Annotated in this window: 12 protein-coding genes; 8 read left to right on the top strand and 4 right to left on the bottom strand. The window is 57.4% G+C overall.

Annotated features, from left to right (window positions below):
* A partial coding sequence (locus ARB25_RS01380) for an ATP-binding cassette domain-containing protein (protein ID WP_055285291.1) occupies positions 1–1,602 on the top strand: 1,602 nt, incomplete at its 5' end.
* Between the two features lie 886 nt (positions 1,603–2,488).
* Here the strand turns inward: ARB25_RS01380 and ARB25_RS09900 are convergent.
* The 3 genes from ARB25_RS09900 to ARB25_RS01370 form a co-directional block, all read right to left on the bottom strand.
* Entirely contained in the window at positions 2,489–2,668 is a 180-nt protein-coding gene (locus tag ARB25_RS09900; protein ID WP_147324165.1) for a hypothetical protein, read from the bottom strand.
* Between the two features lie 30 nt (positions 2,669–2,698).
* Positions 2,699–2,902, bottom strand: a complete 204-nt coding sequence (locus ARB25_RS09895; protein WP_124785779.1) for a hypothetical protein — start codon at positions 2,900–2,902, stop codon at positions 2,699–2,701.
* A 169-nt stretch (positions 2,903–3,071) separates the two neighbouring features.
* Entirely contained in the window at positions 3,072–4,430 is a 1,359-nt protein-coding gene (locus tag ARB25_RS01370; protein ID WP_082421808.1) for a radical SAM/SPASM domain-containing protein, read from the bottom strand.
* 516 nt (positions 4,431–4,946) lie between these two features.
* Here ARB25_RS01370 and ARB25_RS01365 point away from each other — a divergent pair.
* The 3 genes from ARB25_RS01365 to arcC all read left to right on the top strand — a co-directional run bounded on the left by ARB25_RS01365 (position 4,947) and on the right by arcC (position 11,029).
* On the top strand, positions 4,947–5,420 hold the full coding sequence (locus ARB25_RS01365; RefSeq protein WP_055285289.1) for an FHA domain-containing protein: 474 nt from the start codon (positions 4,947–4,949) through the stop codon (positions 5,418–5,420).
* A 451-nt stretch (positions 5,421–5,871) separates the two neighbouring features.
* Entirely contained in the window at positions 5,872–9,411 is a 3,540-nt protein-coding gene (gene nifJ / locus ARB25_RS01360) for a pyruvate:ferredoxin (flavodoxin) oxidoreductase (protein ID WP_055285288.1), read from the top strand.
* 655 nt (positions 9,412–10,066) lie between these two features.
* Positions 10,067–11,029: a carbamate kinase gene (arcC, locus tag ARB25_RS01355; RefSeq protein ID WP_006235166.1), complete on the top strand. Its 963-nt coding sequence runs from the start codon at positions 10,067–10,069 to the stop codon at positions 11,027–11,029.
* Between the two features lie 415 nt (positions 11,030–11,444).
* Here the strand turns inward: arcC and ARB25_RS01350 are convergent, their stop codons facing one another.
* On the bottom strand, positions 11,445–11,921 hold the full coding sequence (locus ARB25_RS01350; protein WP_055285390.1) for a C39 family peptidase: 477 nt from the start codon (positions 11,919–11,921) through the stop codon (positions 11,445–11,447).
* Positions 11,922–12,650: 729 nt separating this feature from the next.
* Between ARB25_RS01350 and ARB25_RS01345 the strand changes: the two genes are divergently transcribed.
* The 4 genes from ARB25_RS01345 to ARB25_RS01330 all read left to right on the top strand — a co-directional run bounded on the left by ARB25_RS01345 (position 12,651) and on the right by ARB25_RS01330 (position 17,787).
* On the top strand, positions 12,651–14,102 hold the full coding sequence (locus ARB25_RS01345) for an APC family permease (RefSeq protein WP_055285287.1): 1,452 nt from the start codon (positions 12,651–12,653) through the stop codon (positions 14,100–14,102).
* Between the two features lie 131 nt (positions 14,103–14,233).
* Positions 14,234–15,511, top strand: a complete 1,278-nt coding sequence (locus tag ARB25_RS01340) for a metal-dependent hydrolase family protein (protein WP_055285286.1) — start codon at positions 14,234–14,236, stop codon at positions 15,509–15,511.
* A 111-nt stretch (positions 15,512–15,622) separates the two neighbouring features.
* Positions 15,623–17,014 carry a sensor histidine kinase gene (locus ARB25_RS01335; RefSeq protein WP_117786915.1) on the top strand — a complete coding sequence of 464 codons (1,392 nt, stop codon included), beginning with the start codon at positions 15,623–15,625 and terminating at the stop codon, positions 17,012–17,014.
* Positions 17,015–17,052: 38 nt separating this feature from the next.
* Positions 17,053–17,787, top strand: a complete 735-nt coding sequence (locus tag ARB25_RS01330) for a LytR/AlgR family response regulator transcription factor (RefSeq protein WP_055285284.1) — start codon at positions 17,053–17,055, stop codon at positions 17,785–17,787.
* Positions 17,788–17,790 lie beyond the last annotated feature (3 nt).

Raw genomic sequence — 17,790 nt, 5'->3', positions numbered from 1 at the left:
ATCAGAGCAAAAGGGGCTTTCGTCTTCATTGCTATCACGGTGATTGGAACCGCTCTCTCCTATGCCATGCCATACGTGAACGGGAAATTCTTAGATTTTCTTCTCGGTAACCGCAGCGAAAGAGACGCCGTACTCTTCGCGCTCCTGGTTGCGTCAATAGGAGTTTTCTCCACCCTCTTTACTTATTTTGCAGGAACACTTTCCATTCGCATAACCACGAGACTTTCCTTTGATCTTCTCAGGGAGGCCGTCTTGCGTTTTGAAAGAGACGATTACTTGGTGAGTCGGACCATCGATCCAGCCTATACAACGCAACGGATTATTTCCGACTCCAGCGTGGTCTCATCCTTCGTTTTGGCGAATTTTATCAGTGCGCCGCTGTCCATTGTAGCCATTCCCATCGTATTGCTTATCATATGGTCAATTGATTCAACTCTCGCGGTGTTTTCCATCATTCTCCTCATCGTGTATTTCTGTGTAATTACTGGGTTGAGGAAACTTTTGTATAGGGTCACGTATGAGAAGAAAGAGGCGGACAGCGCCTTTTACGCCGCAATTGCATCGCAGCTTAATCAGATTCTCAACATTCAACTGACATCTTCGTACGGCAAGAGCGAACAAGCGCTCGACGCTGGGTTTAAGAGCTATTTTCCCAAAGTTTTGCGCTCCGGAAAGCTATCATATTCTCTGACATCGCTCGATGGTCTTTTCGCAGCGTTGTTTCAAGCGGTGATACTTGTTGTTTCCGGAGTACGAATCATTAACGGAGCTATGTCAATAGGCGAGTACACTATCATCGGTACATACTTCGCGGTTCTCTTTAAGACTTTGAAAAGTATGATGTCATTGTTCAAATCCTATCAAGATGCCAAAGCATCATGGGATAGGACGGCTATCGCGACGAGAGAAAAGGAGAGATCGGGGTGGAATCGGACCGATTTAGCTAAACTCGATGAAATAAATGACATTTCGGTATCTGATTTGGAATTCTCGGTTGCCCTTCCAGACGGATCTGTCCGAGAGGTCCTCGGCGGGTTTTCTTTCAAGTTTTCCGGTCCTGGTACATATTGCATAGTTGGGGAAAACGGAAGAGGCAAGACGTCACTTCTTTACTTGATGCTCGGGCTATACTCATCGAAAGGCAAAGTAAAATACAACGGCGTGCCAATCGAAGAATGCGACTTGGATTACATACGTGCGAGAGAGATATCGTGCTGCCCACAGTCGTGCTTCGCGCCGGACGAAACGGTGAAAGAGCTGTTAGAGTATTTCGACACGCCCTTTTCTTCCTATCACCGGGGTGTAGATGGCCTACTTTCGCTGGAAAACAGCGTGAAGGAGTTGCTCGGGAAACGTTGCTCCGCGCTTTCGGGCGGTGAGCTGCGCCGAGTGTACTTATGGTCGGCGATTTCACGCAAGTCGTCAGTTTTGGTACTCGACGAGCCCACGACTGGGTTAGACGCTGTAAGCCGCGCCGAGCTTGCGGCCTATGTTAAGCGCAACAAGCAAAGCCAGCTGATCATCGTTGTCTCTCACGATGACGAGATGGTCGGCGCGGTAGAAGGGGTAGTGGATTTAGGCAGCATGTACCAGGGTAAATGATGACAAGTGTAGTGCTACCCAACTGGCAGAGATAACAAAAAGGCGATGCAGATGCACGTAGCATTCAGGCGGTTCGGACTCGGTGCCTTCACGCCATCGCAACGCTTTCAGATATAGTTCTCGTTCTCTTACTAAAGGAAACTTTAGTCTACGTCATCTTGTCGAGACAGAGGTGAAGCGAAGTGTTGTCGCGACGTATCTTATTCCAGGTGGCTCAGTATCAGCGTGAGAATCGCACCAAAGTGTACTTACGATTCTCGTGTCCCACGGACAACATGAGCTGAGCATTGAGGTTCCACCCTTTGCTGCAACTACACGGGGTTGGACGGCAATGAATATGCCGGGCCGCATACCACGCGCAGCGGGGGTCCATGTCCCAGTATGTTGCCTACAGCAGCCTCGATGTCCACGCACACATCATCTCTGCCTTCGCGTTCAATCCATTTGCCGGAGAGTGCGAGGGTTGCCAGGCCGTAGAATTCGAGCCGAACAAATGAAATGCGGTATCAGCGCATAGGATTAAACTGACGATTGCTTTGCACTGAGAATACGCTTGGAAAGCCGCTATGGGTGGCGGCCCGGGTTAAATAGAGAAGCCCGTCCGATCACTTTCATGTGGCGAACGGTCGGGCTTCTTATTCCACTTGCCAATGCTCGGCTCATATTGGAAGAAAGCTACGCTAATGTTTGCGTGACACTCCTATTTTCTCCGAAGAAAGAGTCGGATAATGAAGAATAGAATTAAAAAAGGTGCCAGATATAACGCAAATATAAAGGCTAATCCAACGAGACCTTGTAATAATGGCATAACTCCTCCCAGACACGAGATTTTGGTATTTGTTCCCATCTTATTCTGAATTGGACCAAATAGTTCCTAGCCACAAAACTACTCGTCAACTGGATCGCACCAATCTGCTGGCAAAACACAGCTTGATTCTTTATCGACATAGCACCAATCCGCAACAGGGCACTCGGCGATGTCGTAAAAATTGCATATATCAACTCCAAGACAACAAGGCTCAACGGGAGGATGTTCATTTGAACCAACAGGATGGATATGCTTCATAACAGCTCCTCACCTTAATCCAATTAGAGACTACGTTTGATCAATGCCACAGTGATCTACAACGCAGATGCTGCCGCCATCCATGTCATAGTCGCAGTAATCGTATGCACCACAGCCATCTGCTTTATCATAAACAGTACAGATGTCAGTAATGCCCAAGAGGCAGTCAAAAGACATCGGCTTCACGCCTGCCTCGTCGCCACTTCCTGGATTAATCGGATGAATATGCTTCACGACTACCTCCCTTTGAGTGCAGAAAAACCTCAATATTGTGTATAACAAACCAAGATGTCTAGTTCACCATATTTCTAGAATGGTTTCGGCGAACGTAGCAATAAGCTTCGCAGACGGTAATCAGAAGAACGAACACCTCCACAATGGTGACAGCAATGCGCTGAACCGCTTATTCCGATACAGTAGCTTCTCGTTGATTTTTCTCCTGCGAAGATGAGTGGCGGGAAATAAGGTCAAAAGCCATCTCGTAGCACATTTTTCTATATTCACATGATGCAGGGTGTAGACTCTTGGGCAAGTAGCCGTGCTCGTCTGCAGCCTCCCAGCTACAGCCCCCACCACAGAAAGACCGAGCCCAACAGTCCGTACAGTCAATTCTTTTTTCGACACCCTGACTCCAGTTTTCAATATACCTAGTTTCGTCAATTCCGGTGACGATGTTGCCCATTTTGAATCGCATCATCCCGACAAACCTGTGACAGGGGTATACGTCCCCTTCGGGAGTCACGGAAATAAAACGCCTGCCAGCCCCGCATCCGACAAAGGCGATCCTGTTGCTCATGATCAAATCAACTGCAGTTTTCAATGTTCTAAACAAGGGCTTTTCCCCTTGATCAATCTGTTTGAGATATTGATCCGCCAAATCTATTAGGCCCGCCCTGATTTTGTTTAATGAGTGTTCGTCGAGTTTGATATTCTCATCGAATGAGCTCACGGGCGAGAAGTAAATCCTTCTGAAGCCCATCTCTTTAAACTGAAGATAGTCTTCAACAAGGTTACAGTTATTATTTGTTAAGGTCGCTCTTGCGCCGAAGGGGAACGACTCGGAAAAACGACGAACGTTTTTGTCGATATCGGAGAAAGAGCCGCCTCCCGTCTTGTACGGGCGCGATGCATCGTGCTTGCATCCTGTACCATCGAGACTAATCAGAACAGAAAACCCGTGCTCCTTGAAAGAATTCACAGCAGTGTCATTCAAAAGCGTTCCGTTGGTCGTAATAGAATAGGTAAAGTTTCTATTGGGGTATATTCTTTTTGAATAGTCGACCGTTTTCCATATCAGCGGCTCGTTAATCATGGGTTCCCCACCAAAAAAGACGATCGCAAGCGTTTCGTTTTCCGATGAACTTGCGACGAGGTAGTCGACCGCCTTGAAGGCTATCTCGTCTGTCATCAGCAGAGGAGACGTTCCATAATCTCCTTTACCGGCAAAACAGTAACTACAACCAAGGTTGCATGCATGTGAAACGTGGAGTTCGATGGATCTAAGTTTTCGAGGCGTGTCTTTTGTTAAGAAAGTCCGCTCAGACAATCGTTGATACTCATCAATGTCGTCTTCAAGTTCTGCTATGGTCGTTTGGTCGTAGCCTTTCGCAGCAAGTGACTTTGTTAGCAACTTCGAGTTGACCGTTCTTCCCGATGCTTCAAATATGCGAAGCGCATCTTCTGACGCTTGGTCAACCTGAAAGCAATTGCGAGTGACCTCATCGAAGCAGTAACGACGATCACTTACTGAGAAAAAATGCATACGTTCCTCAATTTCATGCTGGACTGGCACTAACCTTGTTTATTGTTGCGCAGCTATAAAAAACCACCAGCGGGGATTCGGTGTGCGGCCCAATCGGACTCCCAAAAGGTTCTATTTGAGACTGGCAAGCTTTGTGTTGTTGGCACTTCGACAGCGCTCTTTATTCCAACATGGAGCCTCGCAGTTTGAGTCGACTTGCCTCTGGAAGGTCCGATCTTAACTTGATTTAGGATGAAAACAGATTACAGGCGCGCTCCTCTAGAAAGAAAGGAAACCAATCGCCGCCTTTCACCAGGAAAGTTTTTATAGCCCACCTCGAGCAAAATGAAAGATGCGAGAGCGATTGGGGAACAACGCGAATCTCCCCTTTTGGGTGGGAGCGAGCCTTCAGCCACCGGCGAACGACTCGCCCTGGTCAGAATCTGGAAGTGGTGCCGGGCCGCTTGGGCCTCCCCGGTGACTTCGTGGGGCTTACCTGCCTGACGTCGAGGAGTACATCCGCAAGATTCGTTCCCTATGCCGTTTGCTCTCACGCCCGCCTTAGTTCCAAGTCGGGCGAGCCGCCGCGCTCATGCGACCCGTGGCGGCGACACGTCGACGCCGCGCTCGCTGAGCACATCTTCGGTCGCGGGCGAGCACGAGGTCGCGCCGGCGCATCCGCTGGGACTGCTGTGCGTGCAAAACGGCTACGTGGTGAGCGTCCCGCGCTGGATTCAGCCGAGTGAGGAAGGCGTTGAGATCGGCGCGCTGGCAACGGGGGAGGGCGGCATCACCGACGACGTCTCGGCCCGCCATGCCCATATCTGGTGCGACGAGTCTGGCGCATGGTTTGTCGAGGACCTGTCGTCCACTAACGGCACCGTGGTGGTAAACGGGGCCACGAGTGTGTGTATTCAAGTAGAGCCCGGCCGCTCCGCCCAGCTCAACCCCGGCGACGAGCTCAAACTCGGCGAATCCACCACCTACGCCATCCTGCTCGGCGCCCTCTAGCCGGCAGTTAGGGACGTTCCTTTCCTGCCGGTACTTGGGGACACTCCTTGGCGCGTCAGAGCCAGTCGCCCGGGGATGGAGGGACCATTTTGGCCCTTGGCAGTCACCTAAGGTAAACCTCTACCGCCCACCTATATTTGCCGAAATATGGCCTGACGGCGGGGTACAATAAACCCGCATGCGGATTTCCGTTGCGGGCGCTTCCCATCGCCGGGGCGTGCCCGGGAGCATCCGGCATGCGGCCTTTGCGGCGCTCGGTCATGTGCAAGACGGGCGGTCGGGTCTGTGGGGAGCATCAGCTGCCCCTCGCCTCGGCATGTCTTCTCTCCACGCCACGTACCTGCTGCTGAGCCTGCCTGCCAGATGATTGGAAGCAACAGCGTAAATCCCATCACGCCAACATCCCGGCGATCGCCGGGGTCTGTATACCTATATGAGAGGAGAGGGGTATATGGCGCGTAAGTTTAAGTCTATGGACGGCAACGAGGCGGCCGCATATGTTTCGTATGCGTACACCGAGGTAGCGGGAATTTATCCCATTACGCCGTCCAGCCCGATGGCCGACCATGTCGACCAGTGGGCGGCCCAGGGTCGCAAGAACATCTTCGGCACCCCGGTCAAGGTCGTCGAGATGGAGTCCGAGGCAGGTGCAGCCGGTACCGTTCACGGTTCGCTGGGCGCCGGTGCTCTGACCACCACCTACACGGCTTCTCAGGGTCTGCTCCTGATGATCCCGAACATGTACAAGATCGCGGGCGAGCAGCTCCCGGGCGTTTTCCACGTCTCCGCGCGTTGCGTCGCTTCGCACGCCCTGAACATCTTCGGTGATCACTCCGACGTCATGGCCTGCCGCCAGACCGGCTTCGCCATGCTCGCCGAGGGCAACGTCCAGGAGGTCATGGACCTCTCGCCGGTGGCTCACCTTGCCGCCATCGAGGGCAAGACCCCGTTCCTTAACTTCTTCGACGGCTTCCGCACCAGCCACGAGATCCAGAAGGTCGCCATGTGGGACTACAAGGATCTGGCCGAGATGTGCGACATGGACGCCGTCCAGGCTTTCCGCGACCACGCGCTCAACCCTGAGCACCCGCACACCCGCGGCAGCCACGAGAACGGCGATATCTTCTTCCAGAACCGCGAGGCCTGCAACAAGGTCTACGACGAGCTTCCCGCCGTCGTCGAGGGCTACATGAAGAAGATCAACGAGAAGCTCGGCACCGATTACGGCCTGTTCAACTACTACGGCGCTCCCGATGCCGACCGCGTCGTCGTGTGCATGGGCTCCTTCTGCGACGTGCTCGAGGAAGTCATCGACTACCTCAACGCTCACGGCGAGAAGGTCGGCCTGGTCAAGGTTCGCCTGTTCCGTCCGTTCTCCATCAAGCACTTCGTCGACGTTCTCCCCGAGACTGTCCAGAAGATCGCCGTCATGGACCGCACCAAGGAGCCGGGTTCCATCGGCGAGCCGCTCTACCAGGACGTCGTCTCCGCTCTCTACGAGGCCGGCAAGACGGGCATCAAGGTCGTCGGCGGCCGTTATGGCCTGGGCAGCAAGGACACGCCTCCCGCGTCCGCGTTCGCTGTCTTCGAGGAGCTCAAGAAGGACGAGCCCAAGCGCGAGTTCACCATCGGCATTGTCGATGACGTGACCAACCTGAGCCTGCCCGAGGCCGAGGATGCGCCCAACACCGCAGCCCCCGGCACCATCGAGTGCAAGTTCTGGGGTCTGGGTGGCGACGGTACCGTCGGCGCCAACAAGAACTCGATCAAGATCATCGGCGATCACACCGACAAGTACGTTCAGGCCTACTTCCAGTACGACTCCAAGAAGACCGGCGGCGTCACCGTTTCGCACCTGCGCTTTGGTGATTCCCCGATCCGTTCGCCGTACTACGTGACCAAGGCCGACTTTGTCGCCTGCCACAACCCCAGCTACATCGTCAAGGGCTTCAAGATGGTCCGCGACGTCAAGCCGGGTGGCACCTTCCTGGTCAACTGCCAGTGGAGCGACGAGGAGTTCGCCGAGCACATGCCCGCCGTGGCCAAGCGCTACATCGCCAACAACAACGTCAACGTCTACCTGATCGACGCTATCGACCTGGCCGCCAAGGTCGGCATGGGCAAGCGCACCAACACGGTGCTCCAGTCCGCCTTCTTCGCGCTGGCCAAGGTCTTGCCCGCCGAGGACGCTCTGCAGTACATGAAGGACGCGGCCACCAAGTCCTACATGAAGAAGGGCCAGGCCATCGTCGATGCCAACCACAAGGCCATCGATGCCGGCGCTACCGCCTTCCGTAAGTTCGAGGTTCCGGCCGACTGGGCAACTGCCGAGGATGCCGCTCCCGTCGAGCTCTCCGAGGAGACCAAGTCCGCTATCGCCCAGCAGGTCAAGAACCTGCTCGAGCCCATCGATCGCATGGATGGCGACAGCCTGCCCGTTTCCGCCTTCGTCGGTTGCGCCGACGGCCAGTTTGAGCTGGGCGCCTCCGCATACGAGAAGCGCGGCGTCGCCGTGGTCGTTCCCCATTGGGACGAGACCAAGTGCATCCAGTGCAACCAGTGCGCCTACGTGTGCCCGCATGCCACCATCCGTCCGTTCGCGATGACCGAGGACGAGGCTGCCGCCGCGCCCGAGGCTACCCGCACGCTCGACGCCATGGGCCCCAAGGCCAAGGGCATGAAGTTCACCATGGCCGTGTCCCCGCTCGACTGCATGGGTTGCACCAACTGCGTCAAGGTTTGCCCCAAGGGCGCCCTCGAGATGGTTCCCACCGAGCAGGAGATGGACCAGCAGCCCGTTTGGGACTACATGGTCGAGAACGTCTCCGAGAAGAAGGAGCTCATCGCGGCCAACGTCAAGGGCAGCCAGTTTAAGCAGCCCTACCTGGAGTTCTCCGGCTCCTGCGCCGGCTGCGCCGAGACCGCCTATGCACGTCTGGTGACCCAGGTCGCCGGCGACCGCATGTTCATTTCCAACGCCACCGGCTGCTCCTCCATTTGGGGCAACCCCGCTGCCACCGCTCCTTACTGCAAGGACAAGGACGGTCACGGCCCGGCGTGGAACAACTCCCTGTTCGAGGACAATGCCGAGCACGGTCTGGGCATGGCCGTTGGCTACGAGGCCGTTCAGAAGAAGCTGATCGCTGCTACGCAGGAGATCATCGCCGCTGACGGTCCGTCCGACGAGCTCAAGGCCGCCGGCCAGGCTTGGATCGACTCCGTCAACGACGCCGAGGCCTCTAAGACCGCTGCCGCCGCCTACGTTGCCGAGCTCGAGAAGTGCGGCTGCGACGCCTCCAAGGCGATCCTCGCCGACAAGGCTTACCTCACCAAGAAGTCCTTCTGGATCTTCGGCGGCGACGGTTGGGCCTACGACATCGGCTTCGGTGGCTTGGACCACGTCCTGGCTTCCGGCCACAACGTCAACGTCTTCGTCTTCGACACCGAGGTCTACTCCAACACTGGTGGTCAGGCCTCCAAGGCCTCGAACCTGGGCCAGGTCGCTCAGTTCGCCGCTGCCGGTAAGGTGACCAAGAAGAAGTCCCTGGCCGAGATTGCCATGAGCTACGGCTACGTCTACGTGGCGCAGGTCGCCATGGGCGCCAACCCGGCTCAGACCCTCAAGGCCATCCACGAGGCCGAGGCCTACGACGGTCCGTCCCTCATCATCGGCTACAGCCCCTGCGAGATGCACTCCATCAAGAAGGGTGGCATGCAGAACTGCCAGGCCGAGATGAAGAAGGCTGTCGAGTGCGGTTACTGGAACCTCTTCCGCTTCAACCCCGAGGCTGCTGCCGGCAAGAAGTTCTCGCTCGATTCCAAGGAGCCCGCGGGCGGTTATCAGGAGTTCCTGATGAACGAGGCCCGTTACGCTTCGCTGACGCGTTCCTTCCCCGAGCGCGCCGAGGAGCTCTTCAAGGAGAATGAGCAGGCCGCTATGGACCGCTATCAGCACCTGCTGAAGCTCAAGACGGTGTACAACGAGGCCTAAGTCTCCCACCGCAGGATCTGAGGGCTAACCTTCGCGGACGTCCTCGGACATGAAAGAACCCCTGCTGCGCACTACGTGCGGCGGGGGTTCTTTCGTCCTGCGGAGTGCCCGCGAAGGTTAGCCCTCAGATCCTGCTACGACTACGTCCTCAGATTGTGTGGGCGGATGAAGGACGTAGTTGGCCGGGTATTCCGTCCCTTTCGCTGTTTCGCGGCTTTGCCGCGAAACCTCGCGCCACTTTGGGGATGGATGGGGGACTTGGCTGTTGCCGCCTTTTCGGAGCGCTTCTTTATTCCTTTTGCTGGATGAAAAGCCCCTTGTTTTTGCAGGGGTGCATACTCGACTTATAAGTGCATAGAATCTCGTATAGCGCGAGTAAGATATTGCGCTGTCCGTTTTGTGTTTAGCAGAGATGTAGCTTGCATAATCCGACATAATCCTCGCTTCATTTAAATAAAGTCGCACGTAAATTACGTAGATATGTCTGAGCTGGAGTTCTGTACGCTGAGCGGACAAAAACGACCGTTCACCGTTCCACTATTTTCAAAATGAATAAAATGAGCGATAAAGAGAATATAAACCTTAATAAACTCGCGTATCGCACGGACGCGGGTTATTAATGGGTTGTAGGCCTTTTACAGAAAGGATTCCAGCAATGTCTAAGCCTCTTGGCAAGCCCGATCGTATTGTCGTCGCCCTTGGCGGCAACGCCCTCGGCAACAACCCCGTCGAGCAGATCGAGGCCGTGAGCAACACCGCCCACGCTCTCCTCGGTCTCATCGAGCAGGGCAATGAGATCATCATCACCCACGGCAACGGCCCGCAGGTCGGCATGATCCAGAACGCCTTCGCCGCTGCCCACGATGCCATCGGTACCCCCGAGATGCCGCTGCCCGAGTGCGGCGCCATGTCCCAGGGCTACATTGGTTATCACCTGCAGCAGGGCATCGGCCGCGAGATGCACAAGCGCTATAAGCGTTGGCACGCCGCCACCGTCGTTACCCAGATCGAGTGCGATCCCGACGATCCCGCGTTCAAGAACCCGACCAAGCCGATTGGCCCCTTCTACACCGAGGAGCAGGCCAAGGAGTTCATGGCCGAGGATCCCTCCAAGGTCTTCGTCGAGGATTCCGGCCGCGGCTGGCGTCGCGTCGTCGCTTCCCCCGATCCCAAGAAGATCGTCGAGGCCGACTCCATCCTCAACCTGCTCGACAACGAGTTCATCGTCATCGCCTGCGGTGGCGGCGGCATCCCCGTCGTCCGCGACTACGAGAACAAGGGCTGCTACAAGGGCGTTCCCGCCGTCATCGACAAGGACCTGGGCGGCGAGCTGCTGGCCGAGGACTGCGACGCCGACGTTCTGTTCCTGCTGACCGCCGTTGAGCATGTCGCCATCAACTTTGGCAAGCCCAACCAGGAGGAGCTCGAGGACCTCACCGCCGACGAGGCCGAGCGCCTGGCCGACGAGGGCCAGTTCGGCAAGGGTTCCATGGAGCCCAAGGTTCGCGCTGCCATCAAGTTCGCCCGTTCCCGCAAGGGCCGCACCTGCATCATCGGCGCTCTGGACAAGGCCGCCGAGACCATGGCTGGCCTCTCCGGTACCCGCATTCACGAGTAGTCTCTACTCTGTTGCCTCTCTCGTGGGCGCTAGGCAAAGCGCCCACAAACTAGCCTCTCTTCATGAGCCCCGCAGTCCGCTCCGACTGCGGGGCTTTTGCTATTGAGGTGGCTGTTCATGAGGGGCGTTGCAGGCCGTGGGAGAGTGCATCCCAGAATGAGCGTCCAAAATGGGGCGCAGTTTCCTCTAAGGTCTTCAACCGGAAAATGCATCCCGGAATTTGGCCGAAAAGTGGTCCACAGTTTCCCAAACGGGCCACTAACGGAAAGCGCATCCCATTAGCGAGCTCCAAAGTGGGACGCATTTTCCGTTAGCGGTAGTTTCCGGCAGTTCAGGACAGTCCTCTACGACCGTCCACGAATAGCGTTCGTAAGGCTGTCTCCAACAACTGGTCGTTTAAGAACGTCCCCGATGATTAGTAGTAGGCCCACATGACTTCGATTTCGTTGAGGACCTCTACGACGCCCCAGCGGCGAGCGCTGCGGCTTTGCGAGTTGGGATCGTAAACGCCTATCTGGTCGGCATCGTCAATGCCGTAAAGTACGATGTAGTGTCCTACGTTGGTGAAGGTACCCGGTCGCACGGACGCGATGACGGGTACGCCCGAACGCAGTGCCCGTGTGAGCGAGTTGCGTGTGTTGTAGAGCTGAGTTCCCGAAAGGTGGAGCCGTGCCGCACCGCTTATCATAAAGGACCACTCGGTGGCTCCGGTGGGGGCATAATTGCCAGATTCGGCGAGGGCACAGATGTCGACCGGTGTTTTGTCGGTGTTTCCGGTCTTAAAGATGTAGACCATGGTGAGGCAGGTGGGGCCACAGCCGTTTTGGCGGATAGTTCCTCCGGCGTAGGGCAGCTCCGACCATGCGGGGTCGATTTGGTAGATATGGGGCATGGTGCCGGCTTTCCATTGCGAACGCGGGGTGGAAAATGCAAATGTGTACCCGGGCTCGACGGGAGCGTTAAGCAACTTGCTCTCGACGGAGGGCTCGAGGCCTGCCGAGCCATGGGAGATGCAAGAACCTAAAAATACAAAGATGAGGCAGGCCATGACGGAGCAAAGTGCGATGCGCAAACGTCGAATCGGCAGTGAGGACTTCCCGGCACGCGATCTTTGACGTGCGCTACGCCCTGCGTTGGTGGTGCGCTGGCGAGACGAGATGGCAACATCGCCCCTGCTTGGCTCGGAAGGGTTTCTTGGCGTTGGTACGTTGCGCACAGCAAGGCGCACGTTTCGTTGACGCCGCTCGCCGTCGTTGTATTCGTTGGTCATTCGAATCGCCTCGTCTCATGTGTAGATTCCTATCCTACATAAAAAGGCGCGCTTCAAATGGGGGCGTGCACCAAAAGCTTTGCGGGCGGCTCGAAAAGGGGGACGTGGGCCTCGGCGGCCGAAAGCCAAGCAGAATCGAGGCCGCACCAACCGTTTATCCGGGGCCAGTGAAATTGGCTGCCGTTCGTCCCAAAAAAGGCGCCGCTTGTTTTGCAGTTCTGCCTTCGGTCGAGCTGCGAGCGGCGCTGCTGCGCCAAGGCCGTATCTTAAAGCCATGGAATAAAAGCGCGCGGCAAAACGGACCGCGCAAGGGGTGACGCCAAGGGCGTCAAACAGGAAAGGAGGGGAACAATGGCGGACAAGAACGCAGAAGTTGCAGTCGAGGATAACGGCGGCATGAAGAAAACGCTTTCGCTCTGGAACTTCTTCACCATCGGTTTCGGTGCCATCATCGGTACCGGTTGGGTTCTGCAGGTCGGCGACTGGATGGTCGTGGGCGGCGGTCCCGTTCCCGCTATGATCGCATTCCTCTTGGGTGCAATCTTCCTCGTGCCCGTCGGAGCTGTTTTCGGTGAGCTCACGGCTGCTATCCCCATCTCGGGCGGCATCGTCGAGTATGTCGATCGTAGCTTTGGACGTACGCTGAGCTACATCACCGGATGGCTTTTGGCCCTGGGCAACGGCATCCTGTGCCCGTGGGAGGCCATCGCCATTTCGACCCTCGTGTCCGAGATGTTCGGCAGCCTGCCCGGCCTTGAGTGGCTGCGCGCCGTCAAGCTCTACACCATACTGGGGGCCGACGTCTACCTGTTCCCGACGCTGATCGCGCTCGGCTTTGCAGTCTACGTCATCTTCCTCAACTTCCGCGGCGCCAGCTCGGCTGCCAAACTCCAGGCCTTCCTGACCAAGGCCCTGCTCTGCGGCATGCTGCTCGCCATGGGCGTCTCGCTGTTCACCGGCTCGCCGGACAACGCCATGCCCGTGTTCTCCCAGGTCACCGGCGCTGGCGGCGGCAAGGCCGCTACCGAGAGCACCAGCCTGTTCGCCGGCATCGTGTCGGTCCTGGTTCTGACTCCGTTCTTCTACGCCGGCTTCGACACCATTCCTCAGCAGGCTGAGGAAGCAGCCGAGGGCCTCAACTGGAACAAGTTCGGCAAGATCATCTCCCTGGCACTGCTGGCCGCCGGCGGCTTCTACATGGTCTGTATCTACTCGTTCGGCACCATCCTCGACTGGCATGAGTTCGTTAAGAGCCCGGTTCCCGCGCTCGCCTGCCTCAAGGGCATCAATATGCTCCTGTACCTGGCCATGCTCGTCATCGCAACGCTTGGACCCATGGGCCCGATGAACTCCTTCTACGGCGCCACAAGCCGCATCATGCTCGCCATGGGCCGCAAGGGCCAGCTGCCCGAGCAGTTCGCCGAGGTCGACCCCAAGTCCGGCGCTCCCAAGCTCGCCTGCGTCGTTCTGGGCGTCATCACCGTCGTCGGTCCGTTCCTGGGCAAGAACATGCTCATCCCCCTGACCAACGTGTCGGCTCTCGCCTTCATCTTCTCCTGCGGCATGGTCGCCCTCGCTTGCCTGCGCATGCGCTTCACCGAGCCCGACCTGCCTCGTCCCTACGAGGTGCCCGGCGGCAAGTTTGGCATCGGCCTCGCTATCGCTGCCTGCGCCATCATCATCGGCCTGCTCGTGATTCCGTTCTCTCCCGCTTCCCTCAACATGGTGGAGTGGAGCATCGTGATCGGCTGGTTGGCTATTGGCCTGGCCCTCATGGCTTTCACCAATTCCCGCAAAAAGTAACGCCTAGCCGGGGCGGATCAGGTGCGCGGGCCCCTCTCTTCCGCGCACCGAACCCGGCACCACTTGGGTAGCTTTGTGAGGCCTTAACCCAACACGGTCTCGCCCACTATATGGATCCATAAGGAGGAACCATGTCCACTAAGTATGCAATCGTTGGCGGCAAGCTCATCGACGGTACCGGTGCCGAGCCGGTCGAGAACTCCCTCGTTCTCGTCGACGACAACGGCAAGATCGAGTACGCCGGCGCCATGCAGGACCTTCCCGAGGGCGTTGAGGTCATCGACGCCGCCGGCAAGACCGTCCTTCCCGGCCTGATCGACACCCACCTGCACTTCTCGGGCAACTTGACCGACGATGACACCGACTGGGTCATGCAGCCGCTCCTCGAGAAGCAGGCCGTCGCCGTCAAGCAGGCCTACGACTGCCTCACCCACGGCCTCACCACCGTCTGCGAGATCGGCCGCTTTGGTATCCAGATCCGTGACTGCATCGACAAGGGCGTCTTCAAGGGCCCGCGCGTTCTGGCCACCGGCCTTGGCTTCTGCCGCGTTGCCGGCCACGGCGACTCCCACCACTGCAGCCAGGAGCTCAACAAGGAATCGCACCCCTGGGGCGATCAGGTCGACGGTCCTTGGGATCTGCGCAAGGCCGTCCGTCGCCGCCTGCGCGAGAACCCCGATGCCATCAAGATCTGGGCTACCGGTGGCGGCATCTGGCGCTGGGACTCCGGCCGCGACCAGCACTACTGCTCCGAGGAGATTCAGGCTGTGGTCGAAGAGGCAAAGATGGTCGGCATCCCCGTGTGGAGCCACTGCTACAACAACCACGCCGCTGCCTACGATTCCGTTCGCTTTGGCTGCGAGCAGCTGATTCACGGCTTCGATATCGATGAGCGTACCATGGACCTCATGGCCGAGCAGGGCACCTTCTTCACCCCGACGATCGCCTTCCTGCCCACCTGGTACGCCACCTATCCGCCCGTCTACGTCCCCGAGCTGCACGACAAGTACGAGGGCACCCTGGTCGAGAAGGAGCTGCAGCGCAACTACGACTGCCTGCGCGAGGCCAAGAAGCGCGGCGTCGTCATGACGATCGGCTCCGACTCCTTCTCCTTCGTCACCCCGTACGGCACCTGCTCCATCGAGGAGATGTACGAGTTCGTCGACAAGATCGGCTTCACCCCGGTCGAGACCATCACCTGTGCCACTCTCAACGGTGCCAAGATGTGCCACATCGAGGACGAGACCGGTTCCATCGAGGCCGGCAAGTGCGCCGACCTGCTGGTCGTCAACGGTGACGTCGCCGCCGACATCCACGTGCTCAACACCGACAACATGGACGTCATCATGAAGGACGGCTGGATTGTCGAGGGCGGCACCTTCGGCGAGGCAAACAAGTACAGCGCCTAAGCTACCGTTCATCGATGGCTTGATGTAAAACACAGTATTTGATGCATAATGCAATGGAGAGGGTCGCTTGCGGCCCTCTTTATTGCTATGGGGTGCGTCAGTAAGAAGGAGATGACGGTGGATCTCAATAGGCTGATTCTGGGCAAGAGCTACAACTCTACCAAGGTCTTTCGTACCGCTCAGCATGTGGTTCAAGCCATCTTGCTCGGTATTGTCGTTCCGCTGCTTATCCTGCTGCTCATCTGGGATCTAACCGATAATCCCAATCCCGTTCCGGCCGTTGTTGTCATTGCCGGCTTGGTCATGCTGTGCTTCTTCTTCTCGTACGTCTTTGTCGTTCCCGACGACCTCACATCGAGCGCAACCGACCGCACGCTCGCCATCGCTTCAAAAATATTCGCCTACACGTCGCGCGGCCTTACGCCCGAAGCTGCCCTGGGCGCCTCTAAGATCATCCTGTCCGAAACGATCGCCTCTGCCATCTGCTTTACCGACGGCAAGCAGGTGTTGGCAAGCTGGGGCGAGGACTCGGCAAAATGCCCCGCGGGCACCCCGGTGGTGCTGCGGACTACGCTCAACGTGATCAACAGCGGTGAGCAAAGCGTGTTCTCGCGCGATGCCTCGACCGAGACAGGTGGCTACTTTCCGCGCCTGCGCGCCGGTATTGTCGCACCGCTTACCGTGCGCGGGCATTGCGTGGGCACGCTCGAGCTGTATTATCCCCGTCTGAGCAGCATCGATATGCGCCAGACGGCGCTTGCCTCGGGCTTTGCCGACCTCATTTCCACGCAGCTTGCGAGCTTTGAGCTCGAGCGCCAGGACGAGCTTACGGCCCGCGTGGAGCTGCGCGCCTTGCAATCGCAGGTCGATCCTCATTTTCTGTTTAACACCATCAGCACCATCGTGTCGCTCGTTCGAACCGAGCCCGACAAGGCGCGATCGCTGCTGATCGACTTCTCCAACTACTACCGTCAGACGCTTTCTGATTCCGATACCCTCACAACGCTCGAGCACGAGGTGGAACAGGGCACTCGCTATATCAATCTTATGCAGGCTCGTTATGGCGACGGCCGTCTGCGCGTCTCGGTCGATATCGACTTTGAGGTGCGCGATTGCATGGTGCCGCCGTTTATCTTGCAGCCGTTGCTCGAAAACTGCATCAAGCACGCGCAGCGCGAGACCGAGCCGCTTTCTATTCATGTTAGGGCTTTCGAGACCGATGACGGTTTGGAGATCATCGTCGAGGACGACGGCATCGGTATGAGCGAAGAGGTCTGCGCGCATCTGTTTGAGCAGCATCGCTTGGAGGAGCCCGAGAGCATTACCGCCGACGGCTCCGTCAAGCGAGGTTGCGGCCTGGCGCTCTTCAACGTGCTTCAGCGCATCCATTTCTTTTACGGAGAAGATTCCGGCATGCGCGTGAAGTCCCAGGAGGGCGTGGGAACGCAGGTCATCGTCGAGCTGAACGGCGAGCCGCATGAGCCGGCGCCGTTGACGGCGTAGCACGCGGTTGGATTGAGAGAAAAAGAGGGGAAGCACATATGTCCGAAGGCTGGAACATCTTGGTGGTTGATGACGAGCCTCCCATTAGGGCTGAGCTACGCTATCTGTTGGAAAAGGATACGCGTGTGGGTCAGATTGCCGAGGCGGGCAATGTCACCGAAGCCGTGGAGTCGATTCTGTCGAACAAGCCCGACGTGTTGTTTTTAGACATTACCATGCCCGGTCGCTCGGGAATTGAGCTTGCCGAGACGCTGCAGAACCTAAAGACGCCGCCGGTGGTTGTGTTTGTGACGGCGTTTGCCGAATTTGCCGCTGATGCGTATAACCTCGATGCGGTCGACTATGTCGTCAAGCCGGTCGAGGACGCACGCCTGTCAAAGGCACTCGACAAGATCGAGGCAGCCTTGGGTGCCCGTCGTGTTATCCATGCTCCGCGCCAGCCTTTGCGTCTGACGGTGGACCGCGGGGGCAAAAAGGTGTTCATTCCCGCCGCAGACGTCTGCTACTTTGAGGCGCGCGCCGATTTTTGCAACGCCATCTGCGCCGAGGGAACGTACCTGATCAATGAGTCGATCTCTTCGCTCGAGCGTCGCTTGGACTCCGAGGGCTTTATTCGCGTTCATCGCAGCTACCTGGTCAATTTGGAAGACGTGCACAATGTTGAGATTGGCTCCACGGGGTTGATGGAGCTCAGGCTCGACCGCGTGAACTCGACGGTACCGGTGTCCCGTCGTCGTGCCGCCGAGGTCAAGTCGCACCTGGGGCTTGCGTAAGAG

Source organism: Collinsella aerofaciens (genome assembly GCF_001405375.1).
Classification (GTDB): Bacteria; Actinomycetota; Coriobacteriia; order Coriobacteriales; family Coriobacteriaceae; genus Collinsella; species Collinsella aerofaciens_F.
The sequence above is the reverse complement of the archived record's forward strand: the minus strand, read 5'-3'. Positions and strand labels throughout refer to the sequence as shown.